The sequence below is a fragment of the Haladaptatus sp. DYF46 genome (assembly GCF_021083305.1).
Classification (GTDB): domain Archaea; phylum Halobacteriota; class Halobacteria; order Halobacteriales; family Haladaptataceae; genus Haladaptatus.
Genome location: NZ_JAJFAY010000018.1, coordinates 1 through 19,429 on the forward strand (window position 1 = coordinate 1; position 19,429 = coordinate 19,429).

Below are 19,429 nucleotides of genomic sequence, written 5' to 3' on the forward strand. Positions count from 1 at the left end.
CGTCCGAATCGAGTGCGATAGCAACATTTGTGATTACTGGCGGTGCAGGCGTTCTGTTCGCGATCGGCGGTACCGGAAAACAGGTCGGGAGCATCACCTGGAACCAATTCATTGGGGCAGCTGATCTCCTGCTCGGTCTGATGTTTGTTCTGGGCGTTGTATTCCCAATTTGGAACAGTACATCGCCGTATGAGAGTAGCGTCCAACCGTTTCTGGCGGTGGCGGCTATCGGCGGCGGCGCGTCACTCATGTTTATAGGGATCGACTGGGTTCGTGGCGGCCACTACTTCGATCTCTCCTCATACGAGCCCGGACCAATTCTTTCGCGTGGATGAGCTAGTTGAGCTCGAGCAAATAGATGAGCGGTCAGTTCGAGGTCGGTAATGGCTACTTTGATAGCGGTGGAAGATAACCAACCCATTTGGCGGGATAGCCTGGTGTTCATCCAAACTATTCACTTGCACGATGACCAATAATGTAATTCAAATATTATCTCTAGTGGTTCACCTTCATCGACGTGGTATAACGGATCATGCCTATTTTGCCAGCCCTATAGTCGAATCAGAGAGGGGGCTAATGGTAGGGAAACAGTAAAGTATACAGCAAGCTGAAATTAGCTATGAGACTAACACGAATCCAAGGTTGGGGTCTCTTCATGGTTGTCTGGGGTGTCGCACTCATCGCGTCAATCCCATTCATGGGCGACGGCATTCTTGTCGCTCTTCTTGGACTCGGGTTTGTCTACTACGGCGTCTCGATGGTTCATTCTAAGTCCTGGCGAGTAACGCCTTGACACAGACGTGCAGCGACGCGAGCCAGGTTGGACGTTTACATCGACGCAAGCAAATGCATTACCTCTAAGATACGCCAAACGGGCGTCGATAGACGTCATTAGCACCGTTTTTGAGAGTGAGATTCGGACCGCGACACATTAGGTTGAACTCACCTAGGCTATTCACTTTCAGAGGTGCGATTGATTCACAATAATAACGATTAGAGGGAGCGATTCACAATTGAATGGTGCAGAGCCAGACATAGCACCTACTACAATCGTCGAACCATTTCCACAACCTGACCTTCAACGTTAGTAGACTCATGGCTCGAAAATTCGTGGGCGTGTTCCCGCACCATCTCGTATCCCTGTGACTCGTAGAATGGAACCGAATTGAGCGATGCTGTCAATCCGAGCATCTGTACACCATGCTCTCGTGCCTGCCGTTCTAGCTCAGCGTAGATGGTCGACCCCACCCCTTCGCGGGCGACTGTTGGATGAACATAGACTGCTGTGACTTCAGCGTCTATAGGCACCTCGTATGTTCCGGATGCGTCGAATTTCAGAGAGCCGAACCCGACAACGCCGCGGTCGTCTTCAGCGACAATGTAATAAAAGTCGTCGGACTCGATAGCCGTTGCATAGCTAGCCGATTTGCAGCCTTGGGCCCACGCGTTGACTTGGTCCTGCGTATAACCGTCTAAGCCGAGTTCTGTGATGGACTCAAAGTGCACACCACGGACGGATTCACTGTCTGACGGCACCGCCTCCCGCAATCTCATGCGCAACTATACTTGGACTGGCATAATATGACGCCTGGTCTGGCAGACAATCTGTTCAATCCGCACATCGGTGGAGCAACACAGTGCGTAGATTGGTCGGTGAAGGGTATCTTTGCCTGGATTGCGTATTTTCCCAAGGCCTATTGTCGGATACAGGAACACAGATCTATGCCAGGTGCACGCGTTGTGAGTGACGAGCGAGTCACACTCCGAACCGTTGAAGAAGAGGATATCCCATTCCTTCAACGGGCAAGCGCAAACCCAGAAATTCGCTACCCGCTCGGAACACCAATTAGAAATCAAGACGAGATCGAAGACTCCTACGAAAACGGGGACAGCGACCGATTTCTTGTCTGTCTTGACGGAGACTCTGCTGGCCCAGCCCAGACCACTGAGGATGACGTGACCCGGCTTGGGGTAGTAAATGTGATGGACGCCGACTGGAAACGGCCAGAGCTGGGGTGCTGGCTTGTGCCAGAGTTCCATGGTGACGGGTATGGGAAGGAGTCTGTCTTGCTTGTGCTCGACTACGTGTTCCGGGAGTATGATACTCCTGTCGTGGGTGCGCAAGCGTTCGAGTTCAACGACGCTTCTCGCGGTCTGCTCGAATCAGTGGGATTCACAGAGGAGGGACGCCTCCGGAAGTTCATGTTCGTCGACGGCGAGCATCGCGACATGATTCAATACGGCCTCCTCCGCCGAGAGTGGCGCGAACAAGAATGAACGTTTGAGCGAACGAAATGGATGATAGAAGACAGTAGAGGGGGAGAAGGACGCTACTCAGTTATCTGACTCTGCCACTGATCCTTAAGAAGACCGTACACAGCGCGGTTGACATATTCACCGTTCACATAGTAGTACTCGCGCTGGCGTCCCTCTTCAATAAACCCGAGCTTCTCCAGCACTTCACATGACGCATTGTTCGTCGCTAAGGCACCCGCAATAAGCTTATGGAGGCGGCGTTCGACAAACGCGTACTCGACTAGCAGATCCATTGCCTCGGTTGCATAGCCCTGGCCTTGCTGTGCTGGCGTAATCCATGCGGCGAGTTTGGCACGGCCAGAGGTCTCATTGACGTCAAATAGCGAGACAAACCCGACAGGCTCAGGGGAAGAATCCTCATCAGTATTCTCTTCACTGCATGCGAGTAGATTTACACCCTCATCCTCAGACATGTAGCCTTCAAAGTCTTCAACGAGTCTCTCCTTGTTCTGTGGCATGACTCGAGGCATCCACCGACGGATAGTGGGATCGTTCCGATTCCGGTGTAGAAAAGAAAGATCTTCGCGTTCAACTGTTCGGAGTGAGACAAGCTCACCGGCAAGGAAGACAGCGCCAGGCATTTGATCTGGGTAATAGAACTCGCTATAAAAATATTTCTATGTATATAAATTAGTCTATATAAGTTGCATCGGGGTAGTCTACTTCCATTTACTATTGTAGTGGAGGAGTCTCGAATTCCGTCCTACAGCCTTGACAGACAACTACTGTTTGAGTGTGTTTGCCGAGAGTTATGCGCAAGTCATCGTCGCCACACTCTGGACAGTTTTGTGGAGTCTGCTCGACACCACAACGTGGACAGACGAATCGGAGCCCTCCTTCGTTGAAGTCCAATTGCACGTTGCCATGGTGACATTCGGGACACTCAACAGGGATTCGCACATCTTCGCTATCCCGAGGAGCACCGATTGCTAACACTACGAGGTCGGTATGTGATTCATTTTTGCCAGACTGAAACTCGCCAGGAGCAAATCTGATCGCTTCACCTTCACTGACAGTGACCTTGCCGTCTAGTGTTTCGAAGAGTGCTTCGCCCTCGATGACGATGAACACCTCTTCTTGATCCATATGCGTATGAATCCCGCCGGGGAAACCCTCACCGGAACCAATACAGTAGTGATTGAGTGCAAGGTTGGTTGTCTCCAATGGTTCAGACAATCCACGTCGCTGGAGGTTCTCTCCAAGAATAGTGGGTTCTCGGCTGTCGACAGGGACCTTCTTCATATGCATCAATACTTACGCCGAGTGAAAAATCTGCACCACAAACTCGGGATCCTTGTTCAATCGAGCTGAGTAAAGAGCGTGTAGTCAGTAGAATACCGGCAATGAAACAGTCATTAATTAGGTACAGTTTCCAGTTTCTCTGTATAGAATGCGTATCTTGGCTCGTTCCACGGATGAAGGAAATAGGGATACAGCTAATAATTTAGTGTATCCTCCTATTATTCAGACTCAGCCTCATGGCCGAGCATTCCGATACGGGCAATTTTACGCAGGAAGAGATCGAGCAACAGTATGTTCAAAATGCGCTCGAAATACTGTTTGCAGTCGATGAGACTGCCCGTCGTGACTTCTATCTTCACCCCAATCACAATTTGCACCCGAGTGACTTCGAAACGCAAGACTGGCTCATAATCATCGAAGCACTTGGACACTGGGCCAGTAGCACAGAAAACAAACAATCGAATCTCGACCGACGACAGCGAGCATGGAAACTAATGGCAGCGGTTGCAAACACAATTGACCTCTCCGATGGCACTCTCCTCGACGCAATCGATAGCACCGAGTTGTAAATAGTGTGAATTTTTCGGGCGTTCGAATTCCTCCCTAAACTGTAGCTCTGTAAATTCCTTCCCTCGTTATTTGGTACCTGCTAACAAACCAGTTTTATTATATTTGATAGTGTGTCACAGACTGTGACACGAGACGATCCCCTTGGTCACGCGATCCGCGACCACTACTACGGAAAACAGGACGAACCGCTCATCGACCAAGACGGCACCGAAACCCGTGAGCAGCCAATCGAGCAATTCTATTTCGGCGAGTTCGATCCCGAAAGCGACGCTGGTGCGTGGGAAGCATCCTGGCTCGACGGTCCACTGCTTGACATCGGAGCAGGAGCGGGCCGAGATACTCTCTACTTTCAAGAGCAATTCGAGACAGTTGCGATCGAGATCAGTGACTATCTCGTGAAAACGATGCGTGACCGTGGGGTTCGCGATGTACGTCACGTCGATATGTTCAAGCTACGTGAGAACTTTGCTCGTGACCGCTTTCAGTCAGCGTTCGCCTTCGGAACGCAAGTCGGCCTCAGCAAATCGATGCACGGGCTTCGAAAGTTCTTAGGCGATCTCGCATTTGTGACGACATCTGACGGAACCGCGTTGATACACGGCTACGATCCAGAGCAAGACGCCACCACAGAAATTATTGGATACCGGGATGACCCGACACCAGGTCTTGCGTACCGCGTCTACCATACGGAGTACAAAAACGATAGAGAAACGCTCCTGTTCCGTCTATTCAGTCCTGACCGACTCCAAGAAGCAGCGGTCGGGACTGGATGGGAAGTGGTAGAGGTAAGACACGGATCTGAAAGCACATACACTGCAGCACTCGAAAAACTCTGACTACTGCAAACGGATACACACTCACATTGATACAATGGTTCGAACACTCCCGATTGAAACAGTGCGACCGAGTCAGCTTTATCTCAGTAGTCAGAAGCTCGCTGCAGTCCTTGAGTGGTTTGATTTTGCCAATCCCTTATACGATCCACTTCCGATCGCAGAATATGACGGAAAGCTGTATCTCCTTGATGGGCATGCGCGAGCTTTCGTCGCTTATCTCGGTGGAATCAAACAAGTACGAGTCACACAAGAACAGAGCATTCTCGAGCAAGAAGACAAGCAGATGTACCAGGAATGCTTTACCTGGTGTGCAGATGCCGAGCTTCGAACGATTAGTGATCTAAGCGGGCGTATCCTCAATCCAGATGCGTATCAAAAGCTGTGGATTGATCGGTGTCAGCAAGTAGTAGAGTAGCTTGAGTAGACCATAGATGAACGCTGTTCGATTTCGACGGTCACCCAGTACGTGACGGGAATAGATTTTGCGCTTCTCCGAGGACAGCGACTAGCGTAGAGTTGTGACGTTACTAGTTCTGGCTAGTCCGTGATTTGAGTGGGACGAGGGAAGCAGAATGTCTATTGGTAGTGGATTGTACTAATGAGGTGCGCGTATGACTTGTGCAGACAAATTCCGAGAAATCGCTGTATCTGTGACGGGAGATTTGGCCGCTCGAGATGCCGTCAAAGGAGTTCTGCTCGTCGGGTCTACCGCAATCGGATACGCTGATGAATACTCAGATATTGACCTCCAAGTTGTTGGCCAGGCTGACGCGGGTGAACGGTCGATTGAGGGTATCCACGTGGAATGGACGCCAATCACGTTCGATGAGTTAGAAGCGAAGCTCGACAGCTGGGATAACGATGCTGCGCTGTACACCTACGCACATACGAACCTCCTCTACGACCAACTCGGACTTGCAGACTTGTTTGCGACCTATGACGGGTATCCACCGGAAATCCGCCGTAAAAAACTGTATTCCGGGTGGTTCTATGGCACAGGTAATGCCTTTGACGCTCGGAAAGCTGAGCAACGAGGTGACCCTCATGTCAAGCGGTGTGCCTCGGTGAATGCCGTTGAACAGTTCGCTGCGCTTACGTACGTGCTCGATGAACAGTTCCCACCGTACCGCAAGTGGCTTTTTCGTGACCTTCCGATGGAGTTGCCGGAGATTGACGCTGCCCTCGCAGGCGATGGCGAAGCACTCGACGCTATAGCAAGCACACTAGAGCCGGAACTCCGAGAGCACCTTACTGACGACCGTGTCGAGAACCCTTACCTGTACCAACCACAATACGAACGGCTCGGATAAGTCCAGCCCGGCCTGGTGTAATAGTCTGATGGTAAATCCCACTTCTGCTTATACTGCCCACAGGAAGTCAACCACCCAGATAAGACAAATTCGAGGAATTGACCTCACTGCCGTCGCACGTTCTACTTCGGTTATAGAACTAATCGATCATCTGAAACCGGATCGAACTCTCACAAAACAGATTGCTTTTTGTACAATCGTTCAGAGCATCCGACACCCAATCACTGCTGTCAACGATAGGTAGCACACTCAATACACATCACGAACTGTATGCAGATCGATTCAAGGGTATCGGAAGTCAACCACTCCCGATTCTACAGCATATCAAACAGATACTATCGGGTATTGCGCCAGGCTTTGGTGAGCATCCACACCTCATTCACCACGAGCAGCGCGACTGGGAGTGCAACTAAGAGCAGAAATCCCTTCGTTGTGCTGGCAAACGCAACTGCAAACCCAAGATAGGGGATCGTATATTTGACCTGGCCAATAACATCATTCGCCGCAACCGGCTCTGGATCAGGTTTCTCATTGCCATCTCCTTTCGTTCTAAACTTCACTCCAGTCTTGGTTTGCTTCACTTTTGCAACTCGATGCGTGACGACAGGAGCATCGCCTTGTACCCCTTGGACTGCCCCCGCCCGAAACGTGATAATGTCTCCTTTGTCAATCGTCTGTGGTGGAACACTCGCGACGAGAATGGCATCGCCAGCGCGGATTGCAGGCTGCATACTCTCAGAGAGGACAACATAGCTGTGATCGGCACCAGCAACCTGTGGAACGGCATAGATAACAAACGGCACGAGTGCGAGCCCAACAACGAGAATTGCGCCGTATTTGAGCGCTTGTTTCTTCGTGATCATATACTTGCTTCGTACTTTATTGTAAAAATAGCACGGGGTAGGTATCACAGGAAAATGTCCGACATCCTCAACTCACCCGCCCAACCCACAACTGATACAGCTGATTATTTTGATTCGGCACGTTGCCCGTCCACTGCATCGTTGCTTTTCCGACCAACGAAAAGCCCTGCTGGGTCGAAATTCCAGTAACTCGTAACACCGCAACACCATTCGACACGTCGAATGACTCTGCGATTGGCACCCCATTTAAGCTCAAGCTCTCAACACGAATTCGACCAGTTGCTGCTCCTACGACACGGATAATCAAGTCACGATAGGGGCCAGCTGTCGTCGGTTGGTAGGTGAGATCAGGAACATTTTCATTTTTATACACTACTTGATTCGCTGACGGCGTATAGGTGAGCGTAAAATGCCGTGTCTCACCATTTTTCCAATCCTTGTTGACACGTTGATGCGGATCATTGACCGTCCGACCGATTCGATGTTCTGTCACGCCGGAGCCTTGGCCACCAATTCGACCTTGCCCAACAAACGCAGGAGTGAAAGGAAGTTGCTGATATTCATTTTCAGTCAGATGGAGTGTTTCGAATGGATAGGCTTTGGCAGTCACGACTTTGACTTCAGTATCGCTGAGTTGCGCAAAAGTTCCGCTCCCATGAACTGTTGCTCCAAGAAGGCTCATGCCTCCAAGTAGTTCACGGCGTGACAGTGACTCCATGCTCATGCACACGTCAGTAGTCGATTACTATGAGTCTATTGGAGTTGAAAATAAAAATCGAAGGCGATGACCCCTATCCGGACGTTTGAATATCCTGATAAAGCGAGACCACGAGTTCAAACGTAATTGTATCCCCAATCGCGTCCTCGAAGAAGTCCGGGTAGAGCAACTCAAAACCTAAATTGGTTGTTGGCCCGGTGTACTCAAGCGGATCATCAAGCGTTATATACGTTTCACCAGCCCCTTGCGCCTCCTGAATTGGAACATAGGTTGTCCCATCTCCAAAGAAATAGCCATCAACGCTGCCATTCTGTTGGACCCATGCTCGGATTTGGAGATGGTCGTCAAATTCACCACCATTACCTGGATCGGTATCAGTTTCGGCAGAGGGATTGAATTCACCTTCACCAGTGCCTGTAATTTGGAGATTGACACCAACTTGTTGACCAGGAACACTGCCGACGTTCGTCAGTTCTTCAATGTCTTGGTAATTCTGGCCACCAGCAAGCTCGAGCGATCCGTCATCCGGAACGCGGATCACTCCCTCCTGTCCCTCCACCTGCAGATCAATGCCAGCGCTGGCGTTTGCAAAGACGCGTTTGACTTCTGTGTCACTCAGTTGGGCCCAGGTTGCTGCGCCGCCGCTGAGTGCGGCACCAATGATTGCTGTACTACCGAGTAGTTTTCGGCGTGAGAGGCCTGTCTCATCGCTCATTTCTCGTCCCTCATTTGTTAGTTACTCCTTTCATTGTACGATATAAACGGTTAGTGTAATAAGTATATACTAGTTACTCTGATAATTATCGGGCGAAAAATGACGAGTATGTACGTCATATACAATGCGTAGAACCTTCGTAACAAACTACGAGCAACACGTCGGCGCTAACAATGGGGGACCAGCCAGAAAACTCACGGCGCGCCTGGCTCGGGAGTTGTGCCACAATTGGCCTTGCAATAACTGGAGGCACCGCAACATGGTTCCACCGCAGTGAGACTGCCATAAACCCAGTAAGTGCCCAAGGATTCGATACACGGCATTCGAAAGGACTTGATTTACGGATTGATGGCCAAGATGGCATCATTCGAGTTCCTGAATCCGGCTCGCTTACGTTTGAAGCGGGGGATAAATATCGTGATTGTGAGATTCTATCGAATCGTAGTGAAACGCCTGGAACGCGCGTCTGTCTTGCCATTCATACCCATAACACGTCGGATGGAAGGAGAAATTCGCATGCAGAGTCGAGTCGTGATGCAACCGATAGTGGGGAGTTTGATGATCATCTCTCAATTCGCGCCTGGATCACACAGAGAGGAGAGATCAGTGGGTATTTCTTTGGTGGGCCAGATTCGTACCTCCCGTATACCACGGCTGCAAGTCATCCTGCAGTTGGCGTGAACCTCCCAACACCATTGACGCAAACCAAGTCACCGCCCACGTGCTTTTGCTTTGAGTTGTGCTATCCAACAGTCGTTCCAGAGGCAAGCGGCGATAGTCTGGTATTTGATCTTGCAGTGACATTGCAGGCACGACGATCCTCTGATTGATAATCAAGAGCGCAATCAGTTGGCGGTGGGAGTAGATTCTCGAGGGAGATTGTTGAGTTGTGGAGTATGAGAGAGCATGCACCATCTGTGAGAACGAGATGAACCCAGCCAATTGTTGGAATCACATTCAGGAAGCGTATGAAAGTCACCGGGGGCAGAGAAGTGCCTGAGCAGATCTGGCACTCACGTCCAGAAATTGTAGAGATGTAGAACGAAAATGGGAGAGAGAAACTGTGGGAAACTGCCGCCGGCTTATGCTTTAACTGGGCCCAGTTTTTCTCCACCAGTCCCAATCCGGTTGGCGTGTATTCTGGAAGCGGCTCATATCACACTGTTTGTGTTGAGCAGGTTAGGCTCATTGTTTGAACCACGGTACTCATGAACCACTGCATAGAAGGCACAGTTGATGACCACGATTGACCCTGAAACGCTTCAGGAACGGTTGGAGAATAACGAGGATGTATGTGTTGTTGATATTCGCTCAGAAGAAGCCTACGAAGATGGTCATCTCGAGGGGAGCCAGAATCGTCCCATCCGAGAGGCACTTCTCTCAGGGAATGTCGAGGAAGCCCTTGCCGAGTTGGACGACCTCCCAAATGAAGAGGAACTAGTCATGGTTTGTGACGCAGGTGTCGCCTCAACGGAGACAGCCCGTCAACTCCAAGACCAAGGGAAAGATGCGAGCGCCCTTGAGGGCGGACTAGACGCCTGGACACGTGGCCAAGAATAGGTGATAGATACACACTACAGGTTGCGCACAGATTGAATTGGCTCCCCCGGGGGCTGTCCACTTCCGCTTATATGGAGCAGAAAAGCAGCTTCATGCTGAATTGAGAGCGTGTATTCAGCAGAAACTTTCTCCTCGGTACTAGTCCGAAAAAGTAGTTCCCTGATCACCGTCAGGTAGATTTACACGAATCGATTCATAGAGGGCCGTTTCTAACCCGCTGTTCCGGTATCCTGCAGCGAGATTGACGTCTACAGCCCAGAACCGGCATTCGTCATCTTTGACGAAGTCGATCCCAACGCCATGAAGATTGAGTCGGGTGACGAGGCGGCGAAGACGTCGCGTAAGCGTCGGTCTGGGACGTATCTGATTCAGGAATCGCTTGGGGCCGTGGAGCTTTGATGTAACGCGCTTGGCCGCCGTCTGGACTCGCGTTCCATCGTTGATGGCGTAGTACTTGTAATCGATGGGCTCCGTGTGGATTCGCTCCTGATAGAACTCTCCCTCCCCGTTCAGTTCGGGGTCACCGTGCCAGATGTAGCAGGGCTTTGCGACGTACTCAAACTCGGGTTTTTCGAAGGTTATTCGAGGAGTACGAAACCCAACCGTCTCAAGTGCTCGCAGCCCGATTAGCCGCGAGCTCAACGCAAGCGTCGCGACGAGATTATTCCACAAGAGCGTCCCAGTTTGCCGTGCATACCTGAGAGCGGGGAGATTGAGTGGAAACACCTGTTTGTTGACGAGCAGAGCGAGATCGTCGATGTGGGGCCGAGTGAGTTTGGATCGCGGATCGAAGAATCGAACTGACTGTCCTACGTCCCGAAGTCGGCTGGCAACAGCAGTGAACACCGGCTGATCATCAGCACAGAGGATCCCGATCTGCCCCGAATCGGCTGTCTTCATAGCTAACAGATGTTTGTGTGGCAGGGAAGATAATGCTTTGATACAGTCTTGCACCAACGGACTCGAACGTCGAGACGACCGATTTTAGGCGTATCAGAGCCGCACACCGTGCGAAATATGCGTTTTTTATTCAGCACGCCATTCCCATCATACACAGAGAACTTCAATAGAGTCGTTCCAGAGTAATCCACTATATCGAAGAGGAAAGGAAAATAGGGCGAGACGATCACACGGCTCGTAACTCTGACTTCTTCCAAGACGAGAACGATGATCACAGATGGAGTATCAAAGCAATGGAATGGCATAGATAAAACAACTCAATGATATTTCATGCCATCTACTGTGGGAGGAGTAGAACTACTGCTGTTTGCTCGATATTGTTCCTTGTGACTTGCACTCGGGACACTGCTCATGTGATTCACTGAAGTGTTTGCCGCACTCACTACACCGATAGCCTGCGTGATTCTCGGCTGTTGACTCCGCTTTCGTTTTGAATTGTTCGACCTGACGACCGAGTTTCTTGAATAGTCCCATTACTGCTTCAATGAAGGGCTGCCAGCAGGATAAGGGTTCGCCGGCGTGCGAGCGCCAATTCATTCTAATGAACGTGATAAACAGATGGAAGTTGGTAGAAGAATACAAGTACTACGCTTTTCCCAACGAGCGCTGACAGCACGATGTTTTCTGGTATCAGTCAGGTATGCTATTCGAGCGGGAAATTCACAGATCGACCGACCTCAATACCAGTTTTTTTCCCTTGTCCTAGTCTCGGTTCTGTATGTCCCTCTCCGAGTTCCCTCTGTTGATCCAAAGTGTGGGTTCAACGTCGGTGACTGGCGATATGATCGTCGTCTTCATACTTATCCTCCTCGCCCTCGTTCTGTTTGCGACCGAATGGTTCCCAATCGACGTCACTGCAATTCTGGTGATGGTCCTACTGATGGTACTCGAGCCATGGACACAGATATCCGCACGCGAAGGTATTTCAGGGTTTGCCAGCCCTGCTACGATCACCGTGCTAGCAATGCTTATTCTAAGTACGGGTATCAATCGAACCGGAATCGTCCAGATGCTTGGTCAGAAAATGGCCAAATTTGCTGGCACCGATCAGCGCAAGCAGCTCGCTGCGACCATCGGCGTCACTGGGCCAATCTCGGGATTCATCAACAATACACCAGTCGTCGCGATACTAGTGCCGGTCATCTCCGACCTCGCACACGAGGGCAACACGTCGCCATCAAAGCTACTCATTCCGCTATCGTTCGCTTCGATGTTCGGCGGAATGTTAACACTCATCGGAACATCGACAAACATTCTCGCCAGTGATATCGCAGCTCAGCTTGGTGCAAAGTCGCCCAGTCTCGGGTTGCATGCGTTCGGGATGTTCGAGTTCACTAAACTCGGGGTCATCGTCTTCGCGGTCGGAGCTATCTATCTCATGACGGTCGGCGCCCAGTTGCTACCCGAACGGATCCCAGCCGACGAGGACCTACTAGAGGAGTATGCTCTTCAGGAGTATCTTGCAGATGTTGTCGTTCCCATAAATTCGTCGTTAATTGGGCAGACTGTCGAAGAGGCACTGGGGAATGAAGAGTCCAAAATCGATGTTTTACAACTAATTCGAGACGGTGAGCGCTTCGATGAACCGCTCGCTCGCAAAGAGATTCGTGAAAACGACACACTCCGACTCAGAACGAACCGAGAAAAGCTCGAACGTATCATGGAAACTGAAGGACTTACACTGTCGAGGGGCCCACAAACCGAAGACGACCTGCATCCAGATGACGAGGAGCCTGTCCTCGTCGAAGTCGTCATCCCGTCGGGATCGTTCCTTGTCAGCGAAACACTGGCGAGTTCGACGTTCCGGGAGCGTTACGATGCGAACGTTCTCGCTTTTCGAACCCGTGGTGATGTAGTCCGCGACCGATTCGAGGACATTCGCATTCGCGTCGGCGACACGCTATTGGTACAGGCGCCACATGACAGTCTCACTCGACTTGTCGAGAACGAAGACTTCATCGTCGCCCACGAGTTCGACGAAGTAGATTATCGGAACGAGAAGATTCCGTTCGCGGTCGGTATCATCGCTGGCGTCGTTGCGCTTCCAGCGCTGAACATCCTCCCAATTGTCGTCTCAGCGCTAGCAGGGGTGGTGGCGATGGTCTTTAGCGGTGTCCTCAAACCGACCGAACTCTATTCGTCTGTCGAATGGAATGTGATCTTTCTCTTGGCAAGTGTTATTCCGCTCGGAACTGCCCTCCAGCAGACGGGGGCTGCCGCGCTTCTCGGGGATACAGTTGCCTCGACAGCAACATTCCTGCCAGCGATCGGCGTCCTGTGGGTATTCTATCTTGCGACCGGCCTCTTAACAAGCGTCATTAGCAACAACGCAAGTGTCGTGTTGATGATTCCCGTTGCTGCCAGTGCTGCCCAGTCAATTGGGGCGAACGCGTTTGCGTTTGTATTGGCGGTAACGTTCGCGGCTTCGACGGCATTCATGACCCCAGTCGGATACCAGACGAATCTTTTCGTTTACGGGCCTGGTGGTTACACGTTCTCTGACTTTCTCCGTGTCGGAGCGCCGTTGCAGTTACTGTTATCGGTCGTCACTGTCCTCGGAATTGCATTCTTCTGGGGTGTTCGTGTGTGACTCGCGACACCTGTTTCGATACAGAACCCACGACAAGCGAGTCATTGAACAGTTCTAACGAAGACACCCATCTCACAAACAGTAGCACGGAGAAGGTACAGTTCTCACTCGAGTTGTGAATGTGGATTCGTCATGTTCACGATGGACACGCGGTCTCGGGGAATGCAGGTGTACTCGTCGTTACCGTGAGAATAACTGACAGATTCATCACAGTAGTTTAGATGCTCATCATCAACCTCTTCTGATGCAGTGTCGTTTGCTTCCTAATAAACAATCGTTGGCATGAGGTAGTGTTGGGGGTGCTCTGTGCATAACCTAATAGGCAAGCAGTTCTTGGTGGCACCTCGTATTTCTCGCTGGATAAATATTATTATATTATATTTATTATTTAATTATTTATATTTGTATATGTGGTGGTTGGAATGTGACTGTCGCCTGAAAAGTGGAGTATTCAATAAATAAAATTGCACCGTTGATCACCATTCGATGACGAATAGTATCATCACACGGATCTGAGCGCTGCGCGTTCCGTTGAAATTGTACCTGAACACCGAGCAGCTAGGAATTAACGATGTACATTCGTCAGCATGATTCCAGAAGAGATGTGGCACAGAGGTTATCAACGTACGTGCCTTCTAGGAGATGTATGCTAATCGATAACATTTCCAAATCCGAGTCAACCCTATACGTGTGTCGGGACTGCGGTGACGGCATCGAAGATCCTGAAGACACTAGCAGATGTTCCCAATGTGGGGGCCATTTGATGAACAGTAGCGTTCCGCACGACGACTAAGAAGCGAAAATTCGTCTCTCATTGAGGTCTCTAGAAAGAGTCCATTCTTCCGAATACTCGAGTACAGACACCAACGATAGTGAACACGAGCGAAGATTTTCTCGCTCAGTTCAGGGCCGCTGTCACCACGCCCACTGACCGAGGCGTCGTACGAACGTTGATTGACCGGGCCATTCTTCTAGGAAGTATGGCAGAATTCCCAGACGAGAGAGAGCTCGTACTGCGAGCGCGTTCCCAGTTGGAACAATGGACAAACAGTGCCCGAATAGAAGCATTCAGTGAATTGTTCGAAGGTGATACCTCACTTCTCGACCCCGAGGAGTTGCAACGTCTCGATGCCCTCGACTCTGCGATGGAACGACAGGGTGGCGATGGCGTGTGGGGTACCGATCAATACGGAATCCATACCGCTAGGACCACAAGTTCGGAGAATTCTGTCGGGATTGTTTGTGTATATCACCCTCAAATCACCAAAGACTCCGTTCTTCGTGGAGACGATGGTATCGATGACGAGACCGAAGAGCGACTCAATGCAGCACTCTGGCAATATAGCGAGCGCGTTGCGACACTCATAGGAGAACGACTTGATGAGTTCATTCGCCAGACGCAGAGGTGAATTATCCCACCCTACTTGCTCTCTGAGGAAGGGAGGCCCAACACCGGAAATCAGCGAACGCTGTGTTCAATTCTGCCTTTTCCACTTGATTAATTCCCAGATGGCGAGAAATACTTGCTCCAGCCAATATCGGGATGGAGGAGGAAAAGAGGTAGCGACGATTAACAGAACCCCGATTATCACGTTCACATAGGGTTGACGCCTCGAAAGGCGAGTACACTTTATCTTCGATGCGTATTACTCGGACCCCAGTTGTGTTCGCTAACACTTAGTGCGTTCGTGTTCCGGCATGAGGTTGAGAAACACGTTGTCCTCCGCGCTACACTCTGGGCAAGTATGGACGAAATGGAGGCCATCGTCATCGCGCTTTTCGATTCGCCACTCCGACCGGGACTGGGCTTCGTTCCCACACACTTGACAGCTTTTGGGATGATCCTAGATGTAAGTTTACATGAAGTCGATGAACGATTGCGTTTCATGACGATGTGACCGCATCGTTCGTTGGCTACGACGGCCCCACGTATTAGCTTAGTAGCAACCGTTCGTCCGTTAGCCTCGATTTCTTCGTACTGGACGACAGGCTGAAACGTCTAGCTGGAGTATGTTGAGCGGGGGAACTCATGGCCGAAATCGATAGCGACGTCAGTAGGTACAATGGTGCAACCCTGATAGAGATCGTCTATCGATCGAGCTCACAACGGTAGCGTATGTACTACGGTACCACTCTCAGAGCCCACTTCACAATAACTGATAACAATGAGCAACGAAAATTCCAAGCGAACGGTAGAAGTTCGAACGATCGATGGAGTCGACGCGTTAGTCAACACGGATCCAGGAGAGATTTTCATTGACCTTCCAGCGTCGAACCCTCGCTACATTCGTATACAGGAAGGCGACCGTATTCAAGAAGGTGACGTCAGCACGAAAACGACTGCTGAGATGGGTGGACCACTACTCACGAACTGGCGAATTGAATCAATCACGTCAGGGACCGTCACGGGAACAGATACCGAGACTGGTGAAACGCGGGAATGGGATCGAGAACAATTAATACAACGACTCGGCGCTCGTGAATTCAGTGCAGAATTAACGACATTCGACCGTGTGAGCGTGACGAAAATCGAGGAGTGGTCCGGGAGACATTCTGTTGAGGATATTGAAGAGGTGAAACCGTATGTGATCGCAATTGCGTACGGGAACAACGGAGAGAAGTTCACGCAATTGTACGCTGCAACTGAGTCAGGTGACTGGGACTCATTAGAAGTGGTACAACAAGATACAACTATTCAGAACTTTAGCGACGAATTACGAAACCGCTTCGACAACGCTGTGAAGAAGACCATCGAGGTCGAACAGCGGTATCATTAAGTCAACCCACATTTCGTTCCTTCGTCTATTGGGTACCGAATATATATTCTATTCATATTTCTATTGATTAGATTCAAATCATCAGTTAAATAGCTCAAAGGGTTTTAGCCACCGAGCCACCAGCCGTAGAGTTGCTCTTGCTCCTCCGTATCCGGATGCTTCTTCGATTGGCCGTAGGTCTTGCCTTTGAGGAGTTGGCGTTCAATCGTATTCGCCGCGAGACGGAGTGCGTGGGTGGCGCCGTAGCCCTCCCCATCGGCTGTGAAGTAACCACGGTCGGTGACGAGCCGAATCCGTGCCAACACCAGCGGCACCCCTCGGCTCTTTTCTTTGTGCTCCTGGAGTTCGATACTGGCCTTGATCACGTTCATTTCACCATACTTCGAGGTCACGCTGTCGATTAACGCGGAAACGTCATCGTAGTCCATTTCATCGAGCAACTCGAGACCGAACACCTGCACGGGACGCCGTTCTTCTTGTTCCCAGGTGAGCGCCTCGATGACGTCCGTCTTCGTGATGATTCCGACCGGCTCGTCCGTCTGGTTAGCCGTGACGACAAGTGAGGAAATCTCCCTATCGAACATCGTTTCGACCACCGTATCAAGCGGCGTGTCTCGCTGAACCGTCGCAGTTGCATCGGACATCAAGTTCCGCACCGGCAGATCGAGCATCCGGTCGGACGAACCGTCACGTTCACCGAAGCCGCCGCGGCCACTGAACTCGTCTGACGAGCCACCCTGGCTCTTGTTCCCGCCGCGTGTCGTGAATTCGATGACATCGTACAGACTCAATATCCCGACGAGTTCGTCATTGTCAATGACCGGGAGGTGTGCGATACGTGCTTCCCGGAGCGTGTTGAGGGCTTTTCCCATCGTGGTCGTTGGGGAGACACTGATGAGCTTTGTTGTGTACGCATCGTCAACAGTCACCGCGTCGAGAAACGGGCTCACGGCCTCCAAGACGGCATCTGCAGTCACCACACCGAAGATGCGATCTTTGTCCAGTACTGGGAGCGTCTTGGCGTTACTCCCGATCATGAGTCGTGCGACCTCACGAACATCCTCGGTTCGGTCGACGGTTGGGACGTGTTGCACCCGTGAACCAACCTTCGCCGAGGGTTGATTGGACGACGAGGCCAGTTGTCGGCGGCTGACGACGCCGCGATACTCGTCACCGTCCGTAACGACGACGGCGTCGAGTTCCTGATTTTCGAACGCACCGGCGACCTTCGAAAGGGGTGCCCCGATGTCGAACTCGGTGAACTGTGATGAAACTATCTCAGAGATATTCATTGTGTATTCTCTATACTAAGAGGGTATGTGGACGGTTATATCTGTCTCATCTTTTGACAACACGAGAGAATCGATTTTGAGAGGGGCTTTAGGGTCTCAGATTACTTCCTCGATATTACCTTGACCGCATCATCCACGCTTATCGCTATTGAGGTTGGTCGATTGCATTACTATAATGGAGGGGGATTGCAAGAGTTCCCCCATTTTGCAGAAAGGGACGCACTCCACCGTATTTACTAGGTTACTACTGCCACCTCTCACCGAGAATGCGGTGTGATGCTTTTTGTTGACGTCGCCGAAATGGGAGTTCGAAGAACCTCGTGATTACAATGCTGTAATTAGTACCTTCCGTTTGTGATCTTTTGAGACAGGAGTCGGACTGGGGAAATCGTCTGTCACCCAATTTATCACACCTTGCTTATAAGCATCGCTAGCCAGTCTCTACTTGTTATGAATAACAACGAAACGGAAAATGGTGAATCCCACACCCAAACAACAAACCGTGACTCTTCTCGGCCACTGCCCAGTATTCAGATTATTAACGGTGTTTCGGATGCTGCTGGCTGTTCAGTTAAGGAGCTCACCCCCCTTTATGAAGTCATCGACCCGGATGCATTGGATCGTCTCTATGCACCAACGTATCATGGGGACATGCGCTCTAGTGGCGAAGTGACCTTCTCATACGCTGGCTACCGGATCGTGGTCGATAGTTCTGGTACTGTCGATTTAACCCCAATCGAATCGTGAAACAAGTACAGACATCCTATCTACTACCACTCAAAGAGTGATATTCCACGGTCGGTTTACTTATGGATGACGAAAACAGAACAATTCTGACACAAAACTCATGGGCTATCCTTTTGAGACGCCAGGTTACGCTCTCTAAGAGAGATCTCGAAGTCGAGTTACTACAGACTGTTGAATATGACCGAGACTAACTCACCAAGCGAATTAGGAGATCTCAGGCGCTAAGCCCAAGCCCCGTCTTCAAGGAACGAGCAGCATGAGCGAGTAGGAGGGGATACAACGTCCCCAGGACCATCCGATTTCTGGTGTGCGAACGACAGCTTTTCTCTCGTCGACGCCTGTGGAGACTGCGCTCCCTACAGGAACCATTTCGGTTCCTACAAGGTGTGCGTGGAAAAAGGTTCTCATGCACGGCGGGTCTGGAATCTATTTCGGCAGTCTAAATTTTACAGAAAGCCTTGCATGACGAACCGACCTAGCCGAGTTCAGAGGCCGACCAAGACTACAATAACAATGATGGTGGGGAGACCCATTTCAATTCGTCCCGATGAGCCATTTCACGCATGCCTGTCCCTACACTTCGAGCAGACAATATCGGCTTCTGAAGCCTTCTCATCGTGGCGAGCAAGACTTTGCGCTTCCCCGAGGGCGGCGACTTGCCGTTTTTCACTTCCGCTTATGGATTTAACCGGAAGTAAAATACACACCACCACTTCCAGTGTAGATCAAGGGTATAACCCCTCTATCGTACGACCGTAACAATTCATACATCTATAAATTCTATGTCGCTACATAAAATATCGTCCCTGAAGATGAGACTACACAGGTAATAGCAACCCTAGAATGCACGATTTGGGACAATCCACCCTCTACAAGCGTCTCAAACTGAACCACAGATGCCGCTTCTAGTCAGGCTACTAACTATTGGACGAA

The 19,429-nt window shown here is 50.7% G+C and carries 19 protein-coding genes; 11 read left to right on the top strand and 8 right to left on the bottom strand.

Annotated features, from left to right (window positions below):
- A partial coding sequence (locus LJF34_RS28575; RefSeq protein WP_231190320.1) for a hypothetical protein occupies window positions 1–335 on the top strand: 335 nt, incomplete at its 5' end.
- A gap of 709 nt (window positions 336–1,044) precedes the next feature.
- Here the strand turns inward: LJF34_RS28575 and LJF34_RS28580 are convergent.
- The gene (locus LJF34_RS28580) at window positions 1,045–1,554 is read right to left on the bottom strand and encodes a GNAT family N-acetyltransferase (protein WP_231190323.1); all 510 of its coding nucleotides are present in this window, start codon (window positions 1,552–1,554) and stop codon (window positions 1,045–1,047) included.
- A 168-nt stretch (window positions 1,555–1,722) separates the two neighbouring features.
- On the opposite strand from LJF34_RS28580, the gene LJF34_RS28585 reads away from it, so the two are divergent.
- The gene (locus LJF34_RS28585; protein ID WP_231190326.1) at window positions 1,723–2,277 is read left to right on the top strand and encodes a GNAT family protein; all 555 of its coding nucleotides are present in this window, start codon (window positions 1,723–1,725) and stop codon (window positions 2,275–2,277) included.
- Window positions 2,278–2,330: 53 nt separating this feature from the next.
- On the opposite strand, the gene LJF34_RS28590 is transcribed toward LJF34_RS28585, so the two are convergent.
- Window positions 2,331–2,897, bottom strand: coding sequence for a GNAT family protein (locus tag LJF34_RS28590; RefSeq protein ID WP_231190329.1), 567 nt, complete (start codon window positions 2,895–2,897; stop codon window positions 2,331–2,333).
- Window positions 2,898–2,988: 91 nt separating this feature from the next.
- Window positions 2,989–3,558, bottom strand: a complete 570-nt coding sequence (locus LJF34_RS28595; protein ID WP_231190332.1) for a cupin domain-containing protein — start codon at window positions 3,556–3,558, stop codon at window positions 2,989–2,991.
- A 236-nt stretch (window positions 3,559–3,794) separates the two neighbouring features.
- Between LJF34_RS28595 and LJF34_RS28600 the strand changes: the two genes are divergently transcribed.
- The 4 genes from LJF34_RS28600 to LJF34_RS28615 all read left to right on the top strand — a co-directional run bounded on the left by LJF34_RS28600 (window position 3,795) and on the right by LJF34_RS28615 (window position 6,274).
- Window positions 3,795–4,127, top strand: coding sequence for a hypothetical protein (locus LJF34_RS28600; RefSeq protein ID WP_231190335.1), 333 nt, complete (start codon window positions 3,795–3,797; stop codon window positions 4,125–4,127).
- A gap of 123 nt (window positions 4,128–4,250) precedes the next feature.
- Window positions 4,251–4,964: a class I SAM-dependent methyltransferase gene (locus LJF34_RS28605; RefSeq protein WP_231190338.1), complete on the top strand. Its 714-nt coding sequence runs from the start codon at window positions 4,251–4,253 to the stop codon at window positions 4,962–4,964.
- 34 nt (window positions 4,965–4,998) lie between these two features.
- Window positions 4,999–5,379, top strand: a complete 381-nt coding sequence (locus tag LJF34_RS28610) for a hypothetical protein (protein ID WP_231190341.1) — start codon at window positions 4,999–5,001, stop codon at window positions 5,377–5,379.
- A 196-nt stretch (window positions 5,380–5,575) separates the two neighbouring features.
- Window positions 5,576–6,274: a DUF4037 domain-containing protein gene (locus LJF34_RS28615; RefSeq protein ID WP_231190344.1), complete on the top strand. Its 699-nt coding sequence runs from the start codon at window positions 5,576–5,578 to the stop codon at window positions 6,272–6,274.
- A gap of 335 nt (window positions 6,275–6,609) precedes the next feature.
- Here LJF34_RS28615 and LJF34_RS28620 read toward each other — a convergent pair whose 3' ends face one another.
- The 3 genes from LJF34_RS28620 to LJF34_RS28630 form a co-directional block, all read right to left on the bottom strand.
- Window positions 6,610–7,137, bottom strand: coding sequence for a signal peptidase I (locus LJF34_RS28620; protein WP_231190347.1), 528 nt, complete (start codon window positions 7,135–7,137; stop codon window positions 6,610–6,612).
- 67 nt (window positions 7,138–7,204) lie between these two features.
- Window positions 7,205–7,819 (bottom strand): choice-of-anchor W domain-containing protein, encoded by a 615-nt coding sequence (locus LJF34_RS28625; protein ID WP_231190350.1) that lies wholly within the window; start codon window positions 7,817–7,819, stop codon window positions 7,205–7,207.
- Between the two features lie 109 nt (window positions 7,820–7,928).
- A complete protein-coding gene (locus LJF34_RS28630; RefSeq protein ID WP_231190353.1) occupies window positions 7,929–8,570 on the bottom strand; it encodes a hypothetical protein in 642 nt (213 codons plus the stop codon).
- Window positions 8,571–9,806: 1,236 nt separating this feature from the next.
- On the opposite strand from LJF34_RS28630, the gene LJF34_RS28635 reads away from it, so the two are divergent.
- A complete protein-coding gene (locus LJF34_RS28635; protein WP_231190356.1) occupies window positions 9,807–10,130 on the top strand; it encodes a rhodanese-like domain-containing protein in 324 nt (107 codons plus the stop codon).
- Between the two features lie 138 nt (window positions 10,131–10,268).
- Here LJF34_RS28635 and LJF34_RS28640 read toward each other — a convergent pair whose 3' ends face one another.
- On the bottom strand, window positions 10,269–11,030 hold the full coding sequence (locus LJF34_RS28640) for a hypothetical protein (RefSeq protein WP_231190359.1): 762 nt from the start codon (window positions 11,028–11,030) through the stop codon (window positions 10,269–10,271).
- A gap of 841 nt (window positions 11,031–11,871) precedes the next feature.
- Between LJF34_RS28640 and LJF34_RS28645 the strand changes: the two genes are divergently transcribed.
- The 3 genes from LJF34_RS28645 to LJF34_RS28655 all read left to right on the top strand — a co-directional run bounded on the left by LJF34_RS28645 (window position 11,872) and on the right by LJF34_RS28655 (window position 16,457).
- Entirely contained in the window at window positions 11,872–13,680 is a 1,809-nt protein-coding gene (locus LJF34_RS28645; RefSeq protein WP_231190387.1) for an SLC13 family permease, read from the top strand.
- A gap of 980 nt (window positions 13,681–14,660) precedes the next feature.
- Window positions 14,661–15,089, top strand: coding sequence for a hypothetical protein (locus LJF34_RS28650; protein WP_231190362.1), 429 nt, complete (start codon window positions 14,661–14,663; stop codon window positions 15,087–15,089).
- Between the two features lie 756 nt (window positions 15,090–15,845).
- Window positions 15,846–16,457: a hypothetical protein gene (locus LJF34_RS28655; RefSeq protein ID WP_231190365.1), complete on the top strand. Its 612-nt coding sequence runs from the start codon at window positions 15,846–15,848 to the stop codon at window positions 16,455–16,457.
- Window positions 16,458–16,561: 104 nt separating this feature from the next.
- Here LJF34_RS28655 and LJF34_RS28660 read toward each other — a convergent pair whose 3' ends face one another.
- Window positions 16,562–17,749 (bottom strand): CBS domain-containing protein, encoded by a 1,188-nt coding sequence (locus LJF34_RS28660; protein ID WP_231190381.1) that lies wholly within the window; start codon window positions 17,747–17,749, stop codon window positions 16,562–16,564.
- Window positions 17,750–18,199: 450 nt separating this feature from the next.
- On the opposite strand from LJF34_RS28660, the gene LJF34_RS28665 reads away from it, so the two are divergent.
- Window positions 18,200–18,496 carry a HalOD1 output domain-containing protein gene (locus LJF34_RS28665; RefSeq protein ID WP_231190384.1) on the top strand — a complete coding sequence of 99 codons (297 nt, stop codon included), beginning with the start codon at window positions 18,200–18,202 and terminating at the stop codon, window positions 18,494–18,496.
- The last annotated feature ends 933 nt before the right edge of the window (window positions 18,497–19,429 follow it).